We start from the raw sequence: 20,432 nt of genomic DNA on the forward strand, positions 1-20,432 counted from the left end.
TTGAGTTATTTTAACTTATGGTATTTGTTTTTAATAATACCAGAAAAAGTAAGGCAAATGCAATGATTTGCCTTGTGTGAATTATGAACGATAATCAGCATTGATACTGACATACTCATGCGACAAATCACAAGTATAAACCGTATCGGTACAATCACCCTGCCCCAAATCAATGCTGACGGTTATCTCGGGGCGACTCATGACCACTTGCCCCTGCTCTTCGGTATAACCATCCGCCAGTCCGCCACGCTGACAAATGGCAATCTCGTCTAGCGACACGCTTACACGGCTTTGGTCAAATGGCACGCCTGCATAACCCACCGCCGCCAAAATCCGCCCCCAGTTCGGGTCGGACGCGAAAAATGCCGTCTTGACAAGAGGTGAGTGAGCCACCGCATAAGCGATTTTGGCACAGTCGTCCGTGGTCTTACCGCCTGTTACCTTGACCGTGATAAATTTAGTCGCCCCTTCACCATCTTGTACGATGAGCTGGGCGATTTTTAACATCACATCTTTAATGGCTTGGTAAATGGCTTGATAATGGGCATGGTTTTCGCTGTCTATCAAGCCCCCCACCTTGCCTGTGGCGATGAGTGTACAACAGTCATTGGTAGATGTATCGCCGTCAATGGTAATGCGGTTAAAGGATTGATTAGTCAAATCCACCAAGATTTTCTGTAACAGCTCTGGGCTGATATGAGCGTCTGTCGCCACAAACCCAAGCATGGTCGCCATGTTTGGGCGTATCATACCCGCCCCTTTGCTGATACCCGTTACCGTGTAAGTCATGCCGTCTATCGTGGTCTGCACGCTATGTCCTTTGGGGGTGGTGTCGGTCGTCATGATACTGTGGGCAGAGTTTAGCCAGTTATCGGCTGTCAAAACCGTCAACGCCTTATCCAGCCCTGCAATAATCCGCTCGCTCGGCAAAGTCTCGCCTATCACGCCCGTAGAATACGGTAGCACTTCGCACGCATTCACGCCTGTTTTGTCCGCCAACGCCTGACAAGTCGCCAATGCTCTATCTATGCCGTCCTGCCCTGTGCCTGCATTGGCGTTGCCTGTATTGATAAGTAGATAGCGTGGCGTGTGCGTTCGGATATGTTTACGCACCACTTGCACAGGGGCTGCCACAAAGTAGTTTTGCGTGGTAACGACCGCCACGCTCGCCCCGTCCTCTATCTCAAACACCGTCAAATCACGGCGGTTCGCATAGCGTACACCTGCTTCACAAATGCCGATTTTTACACCATCAATGGGCAATAATGGCACAAGACTGACATCACCGACTGGCATGGGTTTTTCCTTATTTAATTTAAAATAAAACCATTGTACCAAAAATTTGTGTATTTTTGTAAAAATTTATGGGATAAAATCATGCGGATGGTTTTGTTTTATTACGCCTAACAAATCAAATGTTCTCCACAGGCTTTGCAGGGCTATTTTGTACGCCCATAAAAATTGATATCGCCAAAGGACGTGCTCAGCACGTCCTTACACCCACATATTACTAGCCTTGTATTAATTTTAGGGGTTTATGACTGCATTTTTAAAAATAGATTATGTTAAATAAATATAAAGACAAAACATTACCATTGTGATAATAATGAGAAAATAAGTTTTGTTAAAATGGTTATGTCAATGACTTGTCATATATTACCACGTTGTTACGATATACTTTTATTTTACCATCAGGAATACCTTATGAACATCACCACCCTATGCTCTGTCGGTGCCATCGCCCTAGTTGCCATGGGCTTGACCGCTTGCCAAAGCACGCCGACTAGCCCTGTCATCGCTCGGGCGGATAACACGTTTGAGACCACAGGACTGGGCAAGACCAAAGCCACCGCCCAAAACAACGCTCTAGCGTCCGCCAAAGCCCAATGCGGTTACAAAACCCCTGTCGTCATCAATGACACCACCACCTACAATGGCGTGATGGACGAACGCATGGGGCGAGTCATGGAACAAGGGGCAAAAGTGGTCGGCACGATACTCGGCACAGGCTCGCCTGAGCTAAGCCGTGATGATGACTATGAATATTTTATTAAATTTCAATGTCAATAAAATATTCATCTTTTTTTATAAAAACATTAGGGTAAATATTTATCCCAATGTTTTTATTTTTCAAATCAATCATTTAAATTTAACAAATTTGACTCTAACTTAAATTTTATATTTAGCATTTTTAAAAAACCATTTTCAATTCGCCCCACTTTTTATGTCATCATGCACCAATAGTCCTGTTTGGCGGATTGTCGGGGTATTAACCGCTTTTAATAATGCCTGCTCGGTGCTGTATATTGCCACTTTGGTTTTGGCACGGGTAATGGCGGTATAAATGAGTTCTTTGGATAATAAACGCTCGTTATCATCATTAAAGACCACAGCGACTTTTTCAAATTCTGACCCCTGTGATTTATGCACGGTCATCGCATAGCCGGTTGTGGCAATATCCCCGTCTAGCATATTAATCGGCAAGCCTTTAACCGAATCGCCAAAATACACCGATAATTCATGACCTCGTTTGCCACTTTGCAAACAAATGCCAATATCGCCATTAAACAATCCCAAATCATAGCGATTTTTTAATATCATCACAGGACGACCATGATACCAAGGCGATTTTACCGTCGGCAGTTTTAGATATTCACGGTGCAATGATTCAATAAAGCCATTAATCAGCTCATCGCCACAACTGCCGATATGTGATGCGGTCAAAATGCGATATTGATTAAACCGTTTATTTAATTCTTGTAGCTGTGTTTGTTTTTCATCATCACCATATGTGGCAAACTGTTTTTTTAATGTTTTGGTTAAGGCAAAAAAGCCATCAGGCGTCATATATTCATCAGCGATGTTTTTATAAAACTGCTGTCGCAACAATGACGGCTGTGCTGTCAAAAAGGCAATGTCCATCCATGACAAATAGCTCTCTTGATGAATGAGTGCGATGAGCTTGTCAAAGGCGATGTTTTCTGGTTGATTGATAAACTGTGCCAAACGTCCAATGCCCGAATCCTTAGAAAAACGGTTGGATACGACCAAATGCGTGCGTGTCGTCATCAAGCTCGGTATGCGACACAAATCCGCCAGCACCGCCCCTGCGTCCACTGCCGAGAGCTGATGGGCGTCGCCGAGCAGGATAATCCTAGCCCCACGCTTGACGGCACAGAGCAAATGGCGTGCCAGCTCGGTGCCAAGCATGGACGCTTCATCCACAACAATCAGCTCATACGGCAGTGGGTTTGATGCATGGTAGCGGGGCATACCACTCATGCCAATGCCAAGCAGTCGATGAATGGTCATCGGCTCAGGCAGAGTGATGTTGGTCTGACTGTCCGAGAGTGCGTTTTGAAGCGACTCCGCCATCCGCTGTGATGCCTTGCCCGTGGGGGCGACCAGTGCCAGACTCAGCTCTCCGTCCACATCCGACAGGGCATGGTGCAACGCCAATACAATCTGTGCGACCGTAAAAGTCTTGCCCGTTCCCGGTCCACCCGTGATGATACTAAACGGCTCGCTCGCCACCTGCCTGATGGCTTGCTGTTGCTCAGGGTTTAGCGATGGGTTGATGGGCAAATCTAGGGCGTGGATGGGACTGTGGCGAATCTCATGAATGGCGGACAACAGCTCACGCTCCGCTTGATAACTGCGACCGAGCCACAAATACAGCGTATCATCATCATGATAAAACACCACCGCCCTATCTGGCTTTTCATCATCGCCATGAGCAAAGAAAGGGTTGGCGTATAATCGCTTGATAAACTCATCAAAATCCCGACCCAGCGTGATACTTGTCACATAATAAAAACGCAACGCACAAATCATCAGCTCGCCAAGCTGTGTCACCACCTGCTCATCTGACTGATGGCTGTGGCTTTTGGTGATAATACTGTGCTGATAATACCGCTCTTTTAGGTCATGTTGGGTGTGATGAACATAATGAGCCAAAGCCGTTTTATCATTTAACAATTCATCAATACGCCCAAAAATAGCATTAAAATCCAACTCATCGCCCACTTTATCGCTAATGAGCGACACGATAGGATGTAATACTGACAACTGCCACGGGCTTAATTTATCATGGGCGGTATTTTGGGTGTTATTAATATCATCATGCCTATTTAATAATAATACCGTATGCCCGTCATGCAATAACTGACTGATGACAAAATGAATCAAACAAAATATCGTCTCATCAGCCGTATTAAATACAAAGTCATCAATACGTCCTGTCTCATGATACCAGTTAGCATTATCCTGCATGCGTCTGATGAGATATTGGGCGATGTTGTTTTGATAAGGGGTATTCATGGATTTCCTTTTATCTTAGCGGTTTATTTTAAAATAAATAACGTTTTTTAATCGGTTTTAGTCAAATTGTCTGATTAAACCATTCAAAAACTTAAAATCATTTAATCAAATATAAAAACTTAACCAAATAATTTATTCAACGCATAAATAAGCGGTAATGGCACTTGCCAAGCAATATGCCCCAAAGTTGGGTCATGCTTATCCACGCCCCGCAAAAAGACAAATTCCACCGCTCCCAAATACTGCTCTTCACGCCCGACATAATCTTTTATGCGTAATTTTAATAAACGGTGCAATGCCACTTGATACACGCATGCTTGAAGCCAATAGCCTGCTTTGTTCATGGCGGATTCTAATGAGTCATGGCGATAATGCGACAGACTCTCGCCGATAAAGTTGGATTTATAATCCACAACATAAAACTTGCCTTGATGTTCATAAACCAAATCTATCTCGCCATTGAGATATTTATAATAAGCAGATGGGTTTTGCTCGGTGAGTATTATCTCTTTATCGCTGTGTGCTTTAAATATCTCATTTAGCTCATTAATATTAAATGACTCGGTCAATCTTAGGGTAAAAGACATTTCTTTGGCAAGGCGATTAGGAGCTAATGCACTCAAACTTATCTTTGATGATAAAAATGGTGTGTGGCTAATGTCATACAGCCATTCTACCAATGCTTGATGATGGTTTAATACAGCCTGATTAACCAATTCATTAGCTAATTCATCATTTGATTCATGCGGTATATCGCCATGACTGCTGTGATAAGCATGAGCAAAGTTTAATTGGCGAATCTCATCATCAATGCGACTGCTGATGTTATTTTTATCATTGGGGTCGATAAATTGTAATAAATTATGTAAAAACGTTCCTGCATTCACGCCTTTTTCAAATAATGAGCGAATGTCATTCTCAGGATAAGGGATAATATCATCCATGAGTGTCGCCATTTGTGGGATGATGGCTATCTCATCATCGATGGCATTATCATCATCCATCACTGATGGTTTATTAAACACACTCATCAATGCCGTGGCACTGGTCTTGGACGCCCCATAAAAATACGCCTTGGCAAATACCACCTGCCATGGCTGATAATGTATCGGGGTCAATACCACATCATCGTCTTGATAGTTATCGGTTATCAGCTGTTCTGATTTTGCCAAATCAATGACATCTACTTTATCTGTCAGTCGCTCGGGCAATATGATATCTTTCTGTTTACAATCGAACCATAAAAACAATGGTCGCTCATCTATTTGACCAGCATTATATAAATCCTGCCCGACCACAAAAGTCTGCTCTGACGCTCGGGTCAATGCCACATAACCCACTCGCAAACGCTCATCAAGTAATTCTTGGTTTTGTTTGATTTTATAATAATCGCTTATTATCTCATTATCAGCCACTTTATCTTTGATGGGGGAGATACGGCGGTTATATCGCTCATCACTATAAGCATAAAACATGTCTTTGTGGTTCTTACTTGTGGCAGGGTCATCTAAATTCATGACATAGACAATGGGAAATTCCAAACCCTTTGATTTGTGAATGGTCATGAGATTCACGCCCGACTCGCTTGGCAATATCATCTGCTGATAGTCTTCATTATCATCTTGCCCTGTCATTTTATCGGTAAGCCAATTCATGAGTTTTATCTCATTATTATCCTGATGGGTATATTCTTGCCCTATCAGTTCGGTCAGTTGCCACAAATCCGCCAAATATCGCTCGCCTGCCTTAGCAGATGTTTGCCACAGATTATCATCGGATAACGGATGGTGTAATAAAGCATAAGTCAAAGCACTGGCAATGCCATATTTTAAAAACCGCTGATGACATTCTTTTAAATGAAAAACAACGGACTGGATGATTTGTTCATCATTTAATAAATCAGTAACCTCTCTTAACTCATAACCAAATAATTGGGTAATAAAAAGTCGCCCTAAAATCTCTCGCTCTTGGCTTATCATGGCAGTGAGCAGAGCATATAAATCTTTTGCCGACTCTGTGGTAAAAACATTAATGTCATTGGGCGAAATCGATGGAATGCCCAATTTATCCAACTGTTTTTTTAGTTGTGCCAAATCTTTTTTGGTGCGTGCCAATACCGCAATGTCATCAGGTTTGATTTTTTTATCATCAAGGGTATGTCCGCCTTGCAATAAGCTATTAATATGATGGGCGATGTATTGGTATTTATCCAGCTTTTTATTGTCATCATCTTTTTTATAAGGCAAATGCAATAATGTTAATGGCTTATGCCCCAAATAATCAGGCAATGCTGGCTTATTTAAATATTGCCATGATAATAAACTTTGCTCTTTGTGGGCGGTGATGGACTGATAATAAATGCCGTCGCCCAGATAAGCAGGACTATGGGCGTTATCTTGATGGGCAAACCAGTGATTTAAACTGTCGATTAACTCGCTATTAGAACGGCGGTTGGTCGTGAGTGTCAGCTCGCTGTTTAATAAAGGCGGTAATATATCGGTCTGCCCATAATGTTTAATGCTGTTATAATTGGCAACATCCCCACCCCGAAAACGATAAATCGCCTGCTTGGGGTCGCCAACTAATAATAAAAATCCCGTGCTAGATTTGCCTTTGTCTCGCCTTTCTTTAAAATAATCCAAATAAACAAGCTCTATTAAACGTTTTTGCAGCCCATTAATATCTTGGGATTCATCAATGAGTGCCACAGGATAATGATGGCGAATGTGCCTTGCCAGCTCAGGGCCATGCTCTAAGGCTTCGATGAGTCGCACCATTTGAAAAGTAAAGGTGCTTTTGTGCTGACGTTCTAAGGTGCTTTTTAATAATACCCGCACGTCCTTAGCGATGGTTTGATATAGATGGGATTTATAATAATCAGCAATTTCCTTGATGGCAGTTACTGTTTCACGGATGATTAATAATTTATCCAACGGCAAAGCAAGAAAGGCTTGTTTGTTATTTTCAAAGCCTTTTTTAAAATTTGTTTCTTTTTTAATATCTTCTAACTTATCCAAAAAACTTTTATCTTCATCACTGATATGATTCACAAAATCTAAATGATGGACTTTTATCATTTCCATGATGTTTTTTAAACGCCCAAATTCTTTGATGGCTGTACCGACATTTTTAAATCCAAATGCCAGCATATAATCAAGCTCATAAAACGGCTCAAAGACCGATATAATCTCAAAGACAGACATCAACCGTTTATCCAACATCGCCAAATAGTCATCCACACTTGCCATGGTATCGATGGGAGCATCATAGAAATTAAGTGCCACGGTAACCGCTTGATGTGCCGAACCGACATCGCTAAACACCGCCTTATCAATGAGTGCATAAAGTGGCAACTGAGCCACTCGCACATGCTCACGACGTAGGGCGTCATGAATGAGAGCACAGGTTAGCTCATTGCTGCTCGTGCTAAGCTCGGTGTTCATCTGATGGCCGATTTGGTCGGCAAATTCTTTGAGCCACTTTTGGGCAAGGCTGTCTAGCGTTCCCACAAACAGCTTATCCAACGTCGCAAGCAGGAGCGAACACCGCCGAATCGCCAACGTCAAGGCGTTGGGGTCGCTGTCTGTGATAAGCTGTTTTATCAAATGCTCATTAATCGGGTCATCATGGTCGGCAATGCCTGCCACGCCTGCCTGCTCTACTATCTGCCCCCATGTCTGATTGCTGTCTCTGGCGGTATCGCTGTCCGTGTCTTGGGCGTGATGAAACCAGTGGGCATGAGTCGCCTTTTGTCCATTTAGCCAAGAGACATAGCGATAAAAACTACTGATACGAGCCTGTATCCGCTCTTGCATTTCGCTGGCGGACGCTCGTGTGAAGGTCGTGGCAATAATACGCTCAGGGGTGTATTTTTTCTCTATCAATAGCCGTAAAATAATGCCGGTCAATGTCCATGTCTTGCCCGTGCCTGCGGACGCTTCTATCAAATAGCCTTTACTGAGCGTGCAAGCAATGGCAGGAATGTCGGTCAGATTTGTCATTTATTATCCTTATCACTTTTTTTCATTTAATTTGTCAATGGCAATTAGCGAGCCAAACATCAGCTGATACAGTGGCAACGCTAAGGGCAGATATGTCGTCAAGGCTTTGTAGGGGTCAGCCCCTTGTAATGCCAACTGCCATGTCTCATGGCGACTGTCGGTTTCGTAAATCCTATCATCATTATTGCTGGGTTTTCCTGTCCATTTTTCAAACAGCTTAGGCGTGATTTTTGCATCATCTGTCTGACTGTGGGCGATGTATACCAAGGCGTCTCGGTGCGTCATGACAATCAGCTCACGTTTGGCAAGCTGTGCAAATACGATTAGGTTTAGGATATGGGCTTTGGCGATGCGTGTGTCAATGCTCCCGATGGCAAATGTCCGCCCCGTCAGATGAGTGTCCCCACCTGCCTTGCGGTATTGCCACAGGCTAAATTTATCATCATCGCCCGTCATCTGCCATAACAGATGATGAACAAAAAAACGGAATAAATGCTCAGCTCGGGCAGAGTTTGGTAAGATGGTTCGCCAAGATGAGTCAGGTGTGCCAGATGAGTCATCGGTCGGCAGACTGACGGTGATGTCAATGTGGATGTCATCACAGATGAGCGGGACACTTTGCTCAGAAGTAGTGCTTAGCAGACCGCCCATCGCACCTAATGCCATGGCATAACGCTCATCCTGTCTGAGCGTATCTAGGGTGTTGCCAAACTCGACAAGGTCGTCTTTGAGCTCGGTAAAATACTCATCAGGCGTGGATAAGCGTAACTGCCCTGCTGGCAGTCGGTCGCCATAATACAGCGACTGCATGGCAAAGATGGCGTCATTATGGCGATGGTCGCTTGCCCTGCTCATGGCATCTAGCACCTGCCGAAATGATTCATCGCCCGTCTGCGTGTCAAACAGCCCAAACTGTGCCCCACGGATGAACAGCTCATTCATGTGATAATTGGCCAATGAGTCTAAGCTCAACGGCTCGTTTTGCTCATCAGGAGTGCGTTCTTTGTCAATCTTGACTTTGTCATGTAAGTAGGTTTTGCTTAGGTTTTTAAAACGACCGATAAGCTCGCCTGCCTGCATGTGTGTCGGCAAAGTCAGCTCATAATGCTCGCACATCGCCTTGATGTGGCAGGCAAGTGCCTTATCATCTGAACAAGCCAAAGACTGCCCAAGCCAGTCTGCCAGCTTTTGTACTGCCGTGCTATCCATAATGAGCGATGATGGCTGTGGTGTGGCGACTGGGCTGTCTAGGGTGTGGCGGATGTCCTGCCACAGCTGTGGCGGAGGCAGGGCTTGTTTTTGGCGGTGTTTTAGGGCGGTCAGTCTCGCCATTAGGTGTGCTTTGAGCTGTCCTGCCACGTCATCAGTAGAAGGCATCTGATGATCATCATGATAATACACCGCCTTGTCAAAGAATGTCGGGCTATGGTAAGTGATGAGATAATCTTCGACTAGGGCAGGCATGAGCTGATTGATGAGTGTGGTAATGTCATCATCCATGTCATCTGTCTCTATCCCTGCACCTGTTTGCCAATCATCCATGCCGTCAGCCCGCCACTGGGCTTCGGTTTTTAAAAATTCTATCAGCTCGCCGACAACAGACGCAGGCAACAGCTTGGTTTTGCCGTCACTGCTTAGCCCTTGATAAAAAATCACACACGCATCTTTGGTGCATAGCAAGGCATCCAAAAACGCCCCATTATTATCATCTTCGTTATAGCGGTCGCCCAGTCGTCGCACTCCGGCACGCATCAAATCGAGTCGCACCGCCCTGTCTTGGCGTGGAAAGGACGCCAAATTCATGTCCAGCATGACCGTCATGCCAAAAGGAATACTCCGCACCGCCCCAAAGCGAGCAAAGGTAATGACTTCTGATGGCTCGGCACTAATCGCCTGTGCCTTGACCGTCTCAGATAGGCTCTCCAACACGAACTTCATCGACAGGCGAATCTCATCAGTACTTGCTACACTGCCGACCTGCTCCTGTCCCACGGTCAGATGGCGATGATAATAGCGGTTCGCTCGCAGGCTACTCATCATGGCGTTTTTGGTATTAAAAATCGCCCGCATGGCAACGCTGTCATGCCAATGCCCAAAGTAGCGGTTGATGACATCATGCTCAATGTGGTTCAAAAGTCGCTCCACGCTGTCCACGGCGGTGAGCTGTTGGCGGTTGGCAGATAGTCCCGCATGGATGGCGGTCAAGGCATGAACCACAGGCTCGTCGCCCAGACTTACGCCCATGAGCGGTAGGCTTGCTTCACCAAACGCCCCTGCACGCCACACAAAGGGATGTAAGGCACGGCTTGGGGTTTTGGTTGGAGTCAATAGCCCCAACACCAAACGGTCTAAGGCATGGCTAAACGTATAGCGATAATCGCTGTCATCAGCGTGCAACGTCGCCGATAAGTGCCTTTCATCAAAACCCCGTCTAAACCCTGCCTGCCTTAGTAGCTCCACACCCCGTCTCATCTCATCAAACGACAGCCCAAAGCTCTCATATAACGCAGGGGTCAGTAGCCATTCATAGACTTCATCGGCATAAAACCGACTGGTCGGTTCACCAAGCAGAGTGTAAAAGCCCATGATAGCCCCCATCAGCTCATCGATGCTCTTATCGGGCGTACCTGTGATTTTGATGGGCAAGGTCAGCCCGTCCGCCCCCCGTCCGTCAGGGAACACCGAGCGAATGATGTCTTCGCTACTGATAATGTCAGGCAGTAGCACGACCACATCGGCAAGGCTTCGCTCTGGGTTGTCGTTAAGATATTTGGCTATCATGAGCCGAGACAGCTCCAATTGGCGTTTTAGGCTGTGGCAGGCGTGTATGGACAGACTGCCCATGTCCGCCCCGATGTCTAGCCCAAGTGGTGTCTTGGGGCGGACTTTTTGCATGAGCGTATCATCTGCCATATCATCACGGGCAAACAGCTCATCATCAAGCAAGGTTGCCACAACTTGTCCGCCTGCCTGCTCATGGACGTTCTTGTCATGGTTTAGCATGAGAATGTCCGCCTTTAAGCTTTGTAGCAGGTTTGGCAGTGTTCCACTCTTGGGCACGGACTCATCAAAATCATCCTGCCAACGCACTTGCCACATGGCATGACTGTCGCCCCCCGATAAGTCGGCAAGCATGGCAAAGGTGTCTCGGGACTCTTTGCCCAGTCGTGATAACAGCCCATGCCCGTAGTCTTTAAGATAGACCATGTGCGGACGGATGATTTGCTGGGTTTTTAGCCATTGTCTGTCCACGATGTCCGCCCAAAACATCATCGATGGGTTAAAGTGGAGGAGCACCACATCCAAATACAAAGACAGCTGTTTTAAAAAATCAAGCTCCACTTTGGGGATTTGTTGTACGGTGAACAGGTACAGAGCTTTGGGCAAAGCCTGTATGGCACGCATGGACAATGATTCGCCACTGGTATGGTCGGCATGATTGGTATTGTTAGCCGTGCCGTCTCGCTTGCCTGACAGCACCTGCCAAAAACGCTCTTCTAATGCCAAGCGATAACGATACGTCTCACCAAAAAGCTGTTGCCACAGATAGCCAAGCAGTCGCTCCAAATCCAGATAATGTTCTACGAGCCACTCAGGCATGTCGCTGGCATTGGCTTTATCAGATTTGTCATCGGATTTATCATTATCATTGTCATCGCTCGACTGTATCGCCCCAAAGGCTTTGTCCAGTCGTTCTTTCTCGCTCATCATCTGCTTGACGGTATCGTTAAGCGACACGCCATTTGCCCAGTCACGGAGCCACTCGGGGCGATGGGTCAAATACCGCACATATAGGCGTGATAACTCATCGCACGCCTGCCATAGCCGAGTCTCGGGCAGAGTGTCTGTATCGTTATCATACAAAGGTTTTGTCAAAAAATAAAGTGGATGAGCCGTATCGTCAAGCAGTCGGTTATTTTTTTCAAACTCACTCATCACAAAGCCAAAAATTCGCCAACGCATGATGGACGCCGACAAAACCGCCACTTCTGGCACGGACAGAGCGTCATGGGGGTATGCCTGTGCGTCTAGCTCCAACACCGTTTTCATCATGTCCCACTGGTATTTACCCCAAAACTGGGCGGTAAACAGCGTGCTGATGCCCACACGGCTCGCCACGGTCTTGGTCAGCCAGTCGCCCAACACCATAGACGGCACGATGACGGTGAACGGGGTAAAAATCAGATGAGCAAGGTCATCTTCTGCGTTATTTTTTTGATAAAAATCAATCAAATGACCCACAAGACGGTCGGTGTTATTGGACTGGATGATATGAAACATGGACAAATCGGCTCGGTATTGATGATAAGATGATGACTGGGATGACCCCGAAAAATTTCCTTAATTTTACCGTGATTTTGGTAAATTTTCCATGTTATAATAACCCCATTTAGCAATCATTGATAAGTTTATACCTAACAAACCTGATATTTACCACGGGTTTGTAGAGATTAGCCCCACACATCCTTTAATGTTGTCATCGTTATAGTCAAACAAATTTGAAATAAGACAAGGAAAACGAGCGAAGTTGTACAAGTAGTACTACGAGCGAGTTTGACACAGTATTATTTCAAATTTGGCAGACTATATAGGCGTGTTCAGCACGCCCCTACATCCAAACATCATTGCGTTTGTGTTAATTTTGAAGTTTTTTGGGTGTATTAAAACAAACCCCCAACCCATTGATTAATATGATGAAAAAATCCGACCTCAAACACGCCTACTCCAAATGCTATCCTTATCTTAAAAAAGCCGTGCTGGGTGTCTTGGCGGTGTTTGTGTTGCTGTTTGTGATGTCGCTAGGCGTGGGATTTTATCAAAACAGCCAAGAGATTAACCCCATACCTGTGGCGTTGTGATGTGTTGGTGTTTTAAATGAATGATATGTTAAGTTAAATTAAATGGATTTGTCGGGAAAAATGGCGGTTTGCTTTATGACAATTTTTTTAAAATCAATCAGTCATCTTTGTAAATATATTTTTCCTAGCAAATTTACCAAAATACCATGAATAAACACGACTCATTTTAAACATGAAAATTTTAAAAACTGTTTAAATTTTAAAAATCATCTATATAGTCAATAACCTTTTATTTTGCCAATTATTTTCCCAAACCCATTTTTAAAAATTAAAACAGAGCGAATTTATGTCATTTGTGCATTTGGGCGTGCGTACCGAATACGCCATTGTTGATTCTATCGTCAAAATCAAAGAGTTGGTCAAACGTGCCGTGGATGACGGACAGACCGCCTTGGGCATTGCCGATTTTAAAAACATCTTTGCCCTAGTCAAGTTTTATAAAGCCTGCATTGGTGCTGGTATCAAGCCCTTGCTTGGCACGGAAGTCATCACGGGCGATGATTTTAGTGCGACCGCCGAGCATGAGAGTTTTAGCGTCATACTCTACGCCATGAACAACGACGGCTACCAAAACATCCTACGTCTAGTCTCAGACAGCTACACCAACCGACCCATGGGTGAGAACGGCAAAGTGACGGTCAGCACGCCCATTGTGTTAAAGCAAGATTTGTTCGACCCTGCCAAAAACGCAGGGATTATCGCCATACTCACGCACCGCTCAGAGATAACGTCCGCCTTGCGTGGGGGGATGAATGCGATAAGCACATGGCAACAAGCCTTTGGCGACCGTCTGTATCTGGCGGTCAAACGCACCCACGTCCATGATGACGACCTAAACCGTGACATCATCATGGCAGGGGCGAGATTTGGCGTGCCTATCATCGCTCATAATGACGTGCGTTTTATGAATGCCAGTGTTCGCAGTCAAGGCAAAGAAGACACCGCCAGTACTGACTTTGACGCTCACGAAGCTCGTGTGTGTATCGCCAGTGGCTATGTGCTGGCGGACACCACACGCCCCCGCATTTATAGTGAGTTGCAGTATTTTAAAACCCAAAGCGAGATGAGTGCTTTGTTTGCTGACATCCCCCAAGTCATCGAAAACACCGCCCTGCTCGCCTCTCGCTGTAACGTCACGCTCACCCTTGGCAAAAACTTTTTGCCCGCCTTTCCCATACCCGAAGGCATGACCGAAGAAGAGTTTTTCCGCAAAACATCCGAAGATGGGTTAAACAGACGATTAGACAAGCTCTATCCACCCGAGAGCCGAGATGAGAGCTGGGCGGATGTGCGAAAGCCTTATGATGAACGCCTTGAATTTGAAGTGGACATCATCTTAAAAATGGGCTTTCCGGGCTACTTTCTCATCGTGATGGACTTCATCCGCTGGGCAAAAGAAAATGGCGTGCCTGTAGGGCCGGGGCGTGGTTCGGGGGCAGGCTCGCTGGTGGCGTATAGCCTAAACATCACCGACTTAGACCCCTTGCGGTATGATTTGCTCTTTGAGAGATTTCTAAACCCTGAACGTGTCAGCATGCCTGACTTTGATGTGGACTTTTGCATCGAAGGGCGAGACCGTGTCATCGCTTATGTTGCCGATACTTATGGGCGAATGGCGGTCTCACAAATCATCACCTTCGGTACGATGGCGGCAAGGGCTGTGGTGCGAGACGTGGCACGGGTACAGGGCAAATCATACGGTCTTGCCGATAAAATCTCCAAACTCATCCCCAAAACCCCCGGTATCTCGCTTGAAGACGCGGTTAAAGAAGAGCCTTTATTAAAAGATTTGCTCACCAATGCCGATACCCAAGACCACGAACAGGCGGTTGAGATTTGGGAGATGGCACAGAAACTTGAAGGCATGACCCGTAACGTCGGTAAGCACGCAGGGGGCGTACTCATCGCCCCGAATCGTATCAGTGATTTTAGTGCCATTTATGCCGATGATGAAGGGCATTTTGTCAGTCAGTACGACAAAGACGACGTAGAAGCAGTCGGACTGGTGAAGTTTGACTTTTTGGGACTTAGAAACTTGACCGTCATCAAATCCGCCATTAACAACATCGATGAACGCCTTGCCAGAGAAGGCAAAGACCCCATTGACCTAGATGAGTTGCCCTTAGATGACACGGCGGTGTATGAGCATGTCCTACAAAATGGCAACACCACGGCGGTGTTCCAGCTTGAAAGCTCGGGCATGAAAAAATACCTAAAACAGTTAAAACCATCCAACATCGAAGACGTCATCGCCATGTGTGCCTTGTACCGCCCCGGTCCTTTGGAGACGGGGATGGTGTCGGACTTTATCGACCGCAAGCACGGCATACAAGAAGTCGCCTACCCTGACCCCCAATATCAGCACGACTGGCTAAAACCTGCCTTAGAGTCGACTTATGGGGTCATCGTCTATCAAGAGCAGGTCATGCAAATCGCCCAGACCCTAGCAGGCTACACCCTAGGCGGAGCAGACATGCTAAGGCGTGCCATGGGCAAGAAAAAGCCCGAAGAGATGGCAGCTCAGCGGTCGATATTTGAAGAAGGGGCTATCGGGCTTGGCGTGGATGGCAAGCTTGCCATTAAGATTTTTGAGCTTGTAGAGAAATTTGCAGGCTATGGCTTTAACAAATCGCACTCGGCAGCCTATGGCGTGCTTGCCTACCAAACCGCTTATCTAAAACATTACTACCCTGCTGAGTTCATGGCGGCGGTACTGACATCGGAGATGGATGACACCGATACCGTGGTCTTTTTAATCAGCGACTGCAAGGATAACTTTGACCTAGAAGTGCTGCCACCATCGGTCAATCACAGCCAATTTCACTTCGTCGCTCGTGACCCCAAAACCATCATCTATGGGCTAGGAGCAGTCAAAGGCGTGGGCGAAGATGCGGTCGCCAGTATCGTCAAGGCAAGAAGCGAAGGGGCTTTTAAGGATTTATACGATTTTTGTAACCGTGTGGACACCAAAAAAGTCGGCAAACGTGCCTTAGAAGCTCTCATCAATGCCGGCTGTTTTGATGACCTAGCAGGCGTGCTACGTCCCGAACTGCTTGACATTCATGGCAAAAACTTATCCTACCAAATCCGTGGCGGACTTTGGGAGCAACTGCCCCAAGCCATGGAAGTGGCTCACCAAAACCGACTAAACAGCGAAGCAGGTACATTTGACTTATTTGCCGAAGTGGACGAAGGTCTGTCTGTCGCTCCGCCCTTGCCTGACATCATCTGGGGCGACCAAACTCGCCTGCGTGGCGAGAAAGACACGTTGGGACTGTATCTGACAGGTCATCCCATGGACGCTTATCGTGATGAGTTGCCCTGTTATACCAACGTCAAAAACCTAAGCGAAGTATCTGAGACAGGCTATGGCAAATTTGCCTTGGTCGCAGGACTGGTGATAGACGTGGCAAACTTTGGCAACCGTGTCGCCATCACCTTAGATGACGGCAGTTGTCGCTTGGAGCTTAGCTGTTATATGGACAAATACCAACGTATCTCACCCCTGCTTGAAAGCAACATTAGCTTAAATACCGTCCTAAGCCAAAAATACGCCCATCTTGCCAAAGAAGACAAAAACTTCAACCCCAAACGCCTAAACATGCAGACATTGGCAAAGATTGACAAAAAAGACTGGGAACAGCTAAACAACCTAAACGGCGTGATTCTCATCGCTCGCATTAGTGTCAGCGAAAATGACGGACGGTTGTTCGCTCGCCTGCAAGGGGGTAAGAACATCATCGAGTCTCGCATAAAATCGTTGGACGGCTTGCACGTCAAACTACACAGCCACGACACCGAGCGACTGTCGGTACTGACCAGTCTGCTAAAAGAGAACGTCCCGCCTAACCCTGATGAGATTGCTGGATTCATCAAATCCCAGACAACGACCGAAGACGGGGGAGCCATCATTGACGCAAATGGCAACACCCCCGACGGCTGTCTGCCTGTGTCGCTGTATCTGTACGATGAATGCAGTATTTGTAAAGTGCTGACGAATGACCGCTTTCGCCTGTATCCATCTGATAACAACCTAAACCGCCTAAGACATGCCTTTGGGTCGGATTTGATGGTGAAATAAGCCCTGATTTAGTTGAATTGACATGCCAAACACCTCCCTAAACCGCATTCACACCATCATGGTTAATACAACCCTGCCTGCCAATATCGGCTCAGCAGCTCGTGCCATGCACACCATGGGACTGTCCCATTTGACCGTGGTCGCCCCACGCCTGCCGATTGATGAGACCAGTCACGCCAATGCCGCCGGTGGCACGTCCGTCCTAGACAACGCCATCATCGCTGACACCATCGAGACCGCCCTATCGCCACATGCCTTGATTGTCATGGCATCGGCACGCACTCGCCATCTGCCCAAGCCTGTCATCACACCAAACAAGTGTGCGGTGCTATGCCATGATTTTTTGGCTAAAAACCCCAATGCAACCATCGCCTTGGTCTTTGGGCGTGAAGACAGGGGGCTGACCAATGACGAGCTGGCACTGGCGGATTATCATGTACAAATCCCTGCCAACCCTGCCTATCCTGTGCTTAATGTGGCAAGTGCCGTGCAAGTCATCACAAGCACACTTTATGCTTATTTTGATGAGCAAAACAGCGACAAAACCAAAGATGACACCCATTATAATCAGCACAATCTCAAACACCATCTTGACATCCATCATCGCACCGAATGGGATGAGCCTGCCATCACCCACGCCCAAAAGATGGGGCTTGATGACGCCATCACAAGCCTGCTCATCAAGCTCAATCTCGCCCGAGATGATGAGCTAAAAGACCTACCCAAACGCTTATCACGCCTATCTTCTCGCCTGCAACTTGACCAAAAAGAATACGCCCTACTGCGAGCGTTATTGGCAAAGATTGATAAAAAGATTGGCTAAATATTAAACAGATTACCACTTTTGGATAATGGGTTAGGATGTGATTTTGTTATACAATCATGTCATCTTGCTTTTTCTTAACTTATGTCAATTTTTAATGGTTGTTTTGGTGTCCTTTATGAAATCTTTGACCCTGCCCCTATTGTCCACACTCATGCTAAACTTACCTGTCGCCCATGCTGACGTGACCGTCTATGCAGCAGCCAGCCTGACCGATGTCATGGGCGAGCTTAACAAAATGTATGAGAAAAAATACCGTACCAAAGTAAAGACTTCTTATGCATCATCAGGCACGCTCGCCAAGCAGATAGAACAAGGTGGCAAGGCGGACGTATTTATCTCAGCAGACGTAGCATGGATGACTTATCTTAATAGAAAAAATCTCATCAGCCCTGCCAACACCACGCATTTGCTGGGCAATCGCTTGGTAATAATCAGCCCTGTCAAAAACCCCATCAAAGTCACGATGAGCCAAAATTTTAATATTAGTGGTAGTTTTACAGGCAAACTCTGCACAGGCAATACCACCAGCGTCCCCGTCGGCAAATACACCAAAGAAGCACTCACGCACATGACGTGGTGGCAGAGTATCAGACCAAGACTGGTCGAGACCGAAGACGTGCGAGTCGCCTTAAATTTCGTCGCCCGTGGCGAGTGTCCACTTGGTATCGTGTATGCCACTGATGCCATCAGTACCCAAGCGGTAAAAACCGTGGCGACTTTTCCCACTAACAGTCACACGCCCATCATTTACCCTGCAGGGCTTGTCCATCCTAATAACAACAATGCCAAGCGATTTTATCAGTTTTTACAATCCAACGACGCCAAAGCAGTTTTTAAAAAGCATGGATTTACCCCGTTAAAATAAATCATAATTGAACACCACTTACAAATGGGCATTAGCCAGATTGCCTATTTTACTTTATAATGTCGCCATCATTGCCATCATTGCCATCATCATTTGCCATGCTATTATCACTTAGCCCCGACGAGCTTGAAGTCATCAGCTTATCGGTTAAAATCGCCCTATCCTGCCTGCTCATCAATCTCATCCCTGCCATCATGATGGGTTATTTTTTGGCACGCTCACAGTTTTGGGGCAAATCGCTTGTTGAGACCTTGGTATATCTCCCCCTTGTCCTACCGCCTGTCGTCCCTGGTTATGTACTGCTTGTTCTATTTGGTAATCAAGGTGTGATTGGCAAGCATTTGAGCAGTTTGGGGCTAGAATTTGCCTTTAACTGGAAAGGGGCGGTGCTTGCCAGTGCGGTGATGGGTTTTCCTTTGATGGTGCAGTCGTCACGCCTTGCCTTTGAGATGGTTGATACACGCCTAGAATGGGTCGCCAAAAGTCTGGGGGCTAGCAGGATTGGTACGTTTTTTAAAGTGACCCTGCCTTTATCGGCAAGCGGTATCGTCGTTGGGGCGATTTTGGGATTTTGTCGCAGTTTGGGCGAGTTTGGGGCGACCATCACGTTCGTGGGCAACGTCGCAGGCGAGACACGCACCCTACCCCTTGCCATGTATAGCTTACTACAACAGGCTGATGGCGATGTTGCCATCATGCGACTGATGGCGTTCTCGGTCGGCGTGGCATTTGTAGCGTTGTTTTTCTCGCAGTGGTATCATCGTCAGCAAAAACAAAAGGTGTAGCAATGAATACGCATGACAAATCCACCTTTGATTGTGATGTCACTGTAAAACTAGGCAAAATCACCCTATCGCCAAATTTTTGTTTTAATGACAACATCGTCGGACTGTTTGGGGCGAGCGGTACGGGCAAGACCAGCATCCTACATGCCTTTGCAGGGATTATCACGCCCACATCAGGACACATCAGAGTCAATGGCCTGACATGGTTCGACAAACAAGCCAACATCAATTTACCCATACAAGACCGACTGGTCGGTTTGGTATTCCAAGATGGGCAACTGCTCCCCCACAAGAGCGTGATGGATAACCTGCTGTTCGGCTATCAACACCGTGATAAGTCCGCCCGTCGTTTCCATCCTGATGACATCATCAGTCTATTAAAACTGGGGCATCTAACCAAACGTCTGCCCGCCAAACTCTCAGGCGGGGAAAAACAGCGAGTGGCACTCGGGCGAGCGTTGCTATACTCTCCCAACCTACTACTCATGGACGAACCGCTGTCCGCCCTAGATAGCGAACACAAACAAGAAATTTTGCCATTTTTTCAAGACATCAAAGCGATGAACATTCCCATACTTTACATCAGTCATGACATACAAGAGATTGAATTTTTGACATCGAGTGTGTATCGGGTGAGTAGGGCGTGTTGAACTTTGGTATCTTCAATGAAAAATACCTGTTTAAAAAAGCAGGGG

11 protein-coding genes are annotated in these 20,432 nt (G+C 46.4%); 7 read left to right on the forward strand and 4 right to left on the reverse strand.

Annotated elements, in window-relative coordinates; genetic code table 11:
• Positions 1-81: 81 nt before the first annotated feature.
• Entirely contained in the window at positions 82-1,296 is a 1,215-nt protein-coding gene (argJ, locus tag B0182_RS06915; protein WP_078274218.1) for a bifunctional glutamate N-acetyltransferase/amino-acid acetyltransferase ArgJ, read from the reverse strand.
• A gap of 408 nt (positions 1,297-1,704) precedes the next feature.
• Here argJ and B0182_RS06920 point away from each other — a divergent pair, with 408 nt between their 5' ends.
• Entirely contained in the window at positions 1,705-2,070 is a 366-nt protein-coding gene (locus B0182_RS06920) for a hypothetical protein (protein WP_078274219.1), read from the forward strand.
• Positions 2,071-2,205: 135 nt separating this feature from the next.
• Here B0182_RS06920 and recD read toward each other — a convergent pair whose 3' ends face one another.
• From recD to B0182_RS06935, 3 genes are all read right to left on the reverse strand, one after another.
• Complete coding sequence (gene recD / locus B0182_RS06925; protein ID WP_078274220.1) at positions 2,206-4,320, reverse strand: exodeoxyribonuclease V subunit alpha; 2,115 nt, start codon at positions 4,318-4,320, stop codon at positions 2,206-2,208.
• A gap of 119 nt (positions 4,321-4,439) precedes the next feature.
• Positions 4,440-8,321, reverse strand: coding sequence for a UvrD-helicase domain-containing protein (locus tag B0182_RS06930; protein WP_078274221.1), 3,882 nt, complete (start codon positions 8,319-8,321; stop codon positions 4,440-4,442).
• 12 nt (positions 8,322-8,333) lie between these two features.
• A complete protein-coding gene (locus tag B0182_RS06935) occupies positions 8,334-12,602 on the reverse strand; it encodes an exodeoxyribonuclease V subunit gamma (RefSeq protein WP_078274222.1) in 4,269 nt (1,422 codons plus the stop codon).
• 413 nt (positions 12,603-13,015) lie between these two features.
• Here B0182_RS06935 and B0182_RS14300 point away from each other — a divergent pair, with 413 nt between their 5' ends.
• The 6 genes from B0182_RS14300 to B0182_RS06960 all read left to right on the forward strand — a co-directional run bounded on the left by B0182_RS14300 (position 13,016) and on the right by B0182_RS06960 (position 20,387).
• Positions 13,016-13,180: a hypothetical protein gene (locus B0182_RS14300; protein ID WP_158079654.1), complete on the forward strand. Its 165-nt coding sequence runs from the start codon at positions 13,016-13,018 to the stop codon at positions 13,178-13,180.
• Positions 13,181-13,466: 286 nt separating this feature from the next.
• On the forward strand, positions 13,467-17,261 hold the full coding sequence (dnaE, locus tag B0182_RS06940; RefSeq protein WP_078274223.1) for a DNA polymerase III subunit alpha: 3,795 nt from the start codon (positions 13,467-13,469) through the stop codon (positions 17,259-17,261).
• Between the two features lie 22 nt (positions 17,262-17,283).
• The gene (locus tag B0182_RS06945) at positions 17,284-18,084 is read left to right on the forward strand and encodes an RNA methyltransferase (RefSeq protein ID WP_078274224.1); all 801 of its coding nucleotides are present in this window, start codon (positions 17,284-17,286) and stop codon (positions 18,082-18,084) included.
• A gap of 118 nt (positions 18,085-18,202) precedes the next feature.
• The gene (gene modA / locus B0182_RS06950) at positions 18,203-18,952 is read left to right on the forward strand and encodes a molybdate ABC transporter substrate-binding protein (RefSeq protein WP_078274225.1); all 750 of its coding nucleotides are present in this window, start codon (positions 18,203-18,205) and stop codon (positions 18,950-18,952) included.
• 98 nt (positions 18,953-19,050) lie between these two features.
• Positions 19,051-19,737, forward strand: coding sequence for a molybdate ABC transporter permease subunit (gene modB / locus B0182_RS06955; protein WP_078274231.1), 687 nt, complete (start codon positions 19,051-19,053; stop codon positions 19,735-19,737).
• Between the two features lie 2 nt (positions 19,738-19,739).
• On the forward strand, positions 19,740-20,387 hold the full coding sequence (locus tag B0182_RS06960) for an ATP-binding cassette domain-containing protein (RefSeq protein WP_078274226.1): 648 nt from the start codon (positions 19,740-19,742) through the stop codon (positions 20,385-20,387).
• Positions 20,388-20,432: the final 45 nt, after the last annotated feature.

It is taken from the genome of Moraxella bovis (genome assembly GCF_002014975.1).
Classification (GTDB): Bacteria; Pseudomonadota; Gammaproteobacteria; order Pseudomonadales; family Moraxellaceae; genus Moraxella; species Moraxella bovis.

What these genes read in the sequence shown, in the direction of transcription:
- B0182_RS06930 (WP_078274221.1), bottom strand. Translation starts at nt 8,321, where the DNA reads ATGACAAATCTGACCGACATTCCTGCCATTGCTTGCACGCTCAGTAAA.
- B0182_RS06945 (WP_078274224.1), top strand. Translation starts at nt 17,284, where the DNA reads ATGCCAAACACCTCCCTAAACCGCATTCACACCATCATGGTTAATACA.
- B0182_RS06935 (WP_078274222.1), bottom strand. Translation starts at nt 12,602, where the DNA reads ATGTTTCATATCATCCAGTCCAATAACACCGACCGTCTTGTGGGTCAT.
- argJ (WP_078274218.1), bottom strand. Translation starts at nt 1,296, where the DNA reads ATGCCAGTCGGTGATGTCAGTCTTGTGCCATTATTGCCCATTGATGGT.
- B0182_RS06960 (WP_078274226.1), top strand. Translation starts at nt 19,740, where the DNA reads ATGAATACGCATGACAAATCCACCTTTGATTGTGATGTCACTGTAAAA.
- B0182_RS14300 (WP_158079654.1), top strand. Translation starts at nt 13,016, where the DNA reads ATGAAAAAATCCGACCTCAAACACGCCTACTCCAAATGCTATCCTTAT.
- recD (WP_078274220.1), bottom strand. Translation starts at nt 4,320, where the DNA reads ATGAATACCCCTTATCAAAACAACATCGCCCAATATCTCATCAGACGC.
- dnaE (WP_078274223.1), top strand. Translation starts at nt 13,467, where the DNA reads ATGTCATTTGTGCATTTGGGCGTGCGTACCGAATACGCCATTGTTGAT.
- B0182_RS06920 (WP_078274219.1), top strand. Translation starts at nt 1,705, where the DNA reads ATGAACATCACCACCCTATGCTCTGTCGGTGCCATCGCCCTAGTTGCC.
- modA (WP_078274225.1), top strand. Translation starts at nt 18,203, where the DNA reads ATGAAATCTTTGACCCTGCCCCTATTGTCCACACTCATGCTAAACTTA.
- modB (WP_078274231.1), top strand. Translation starts at nt 19,051, where the DNA reads ATGCTATTATCACTTAGCCCCGACGAGCTTGAAGTCATCAGCTTATCG.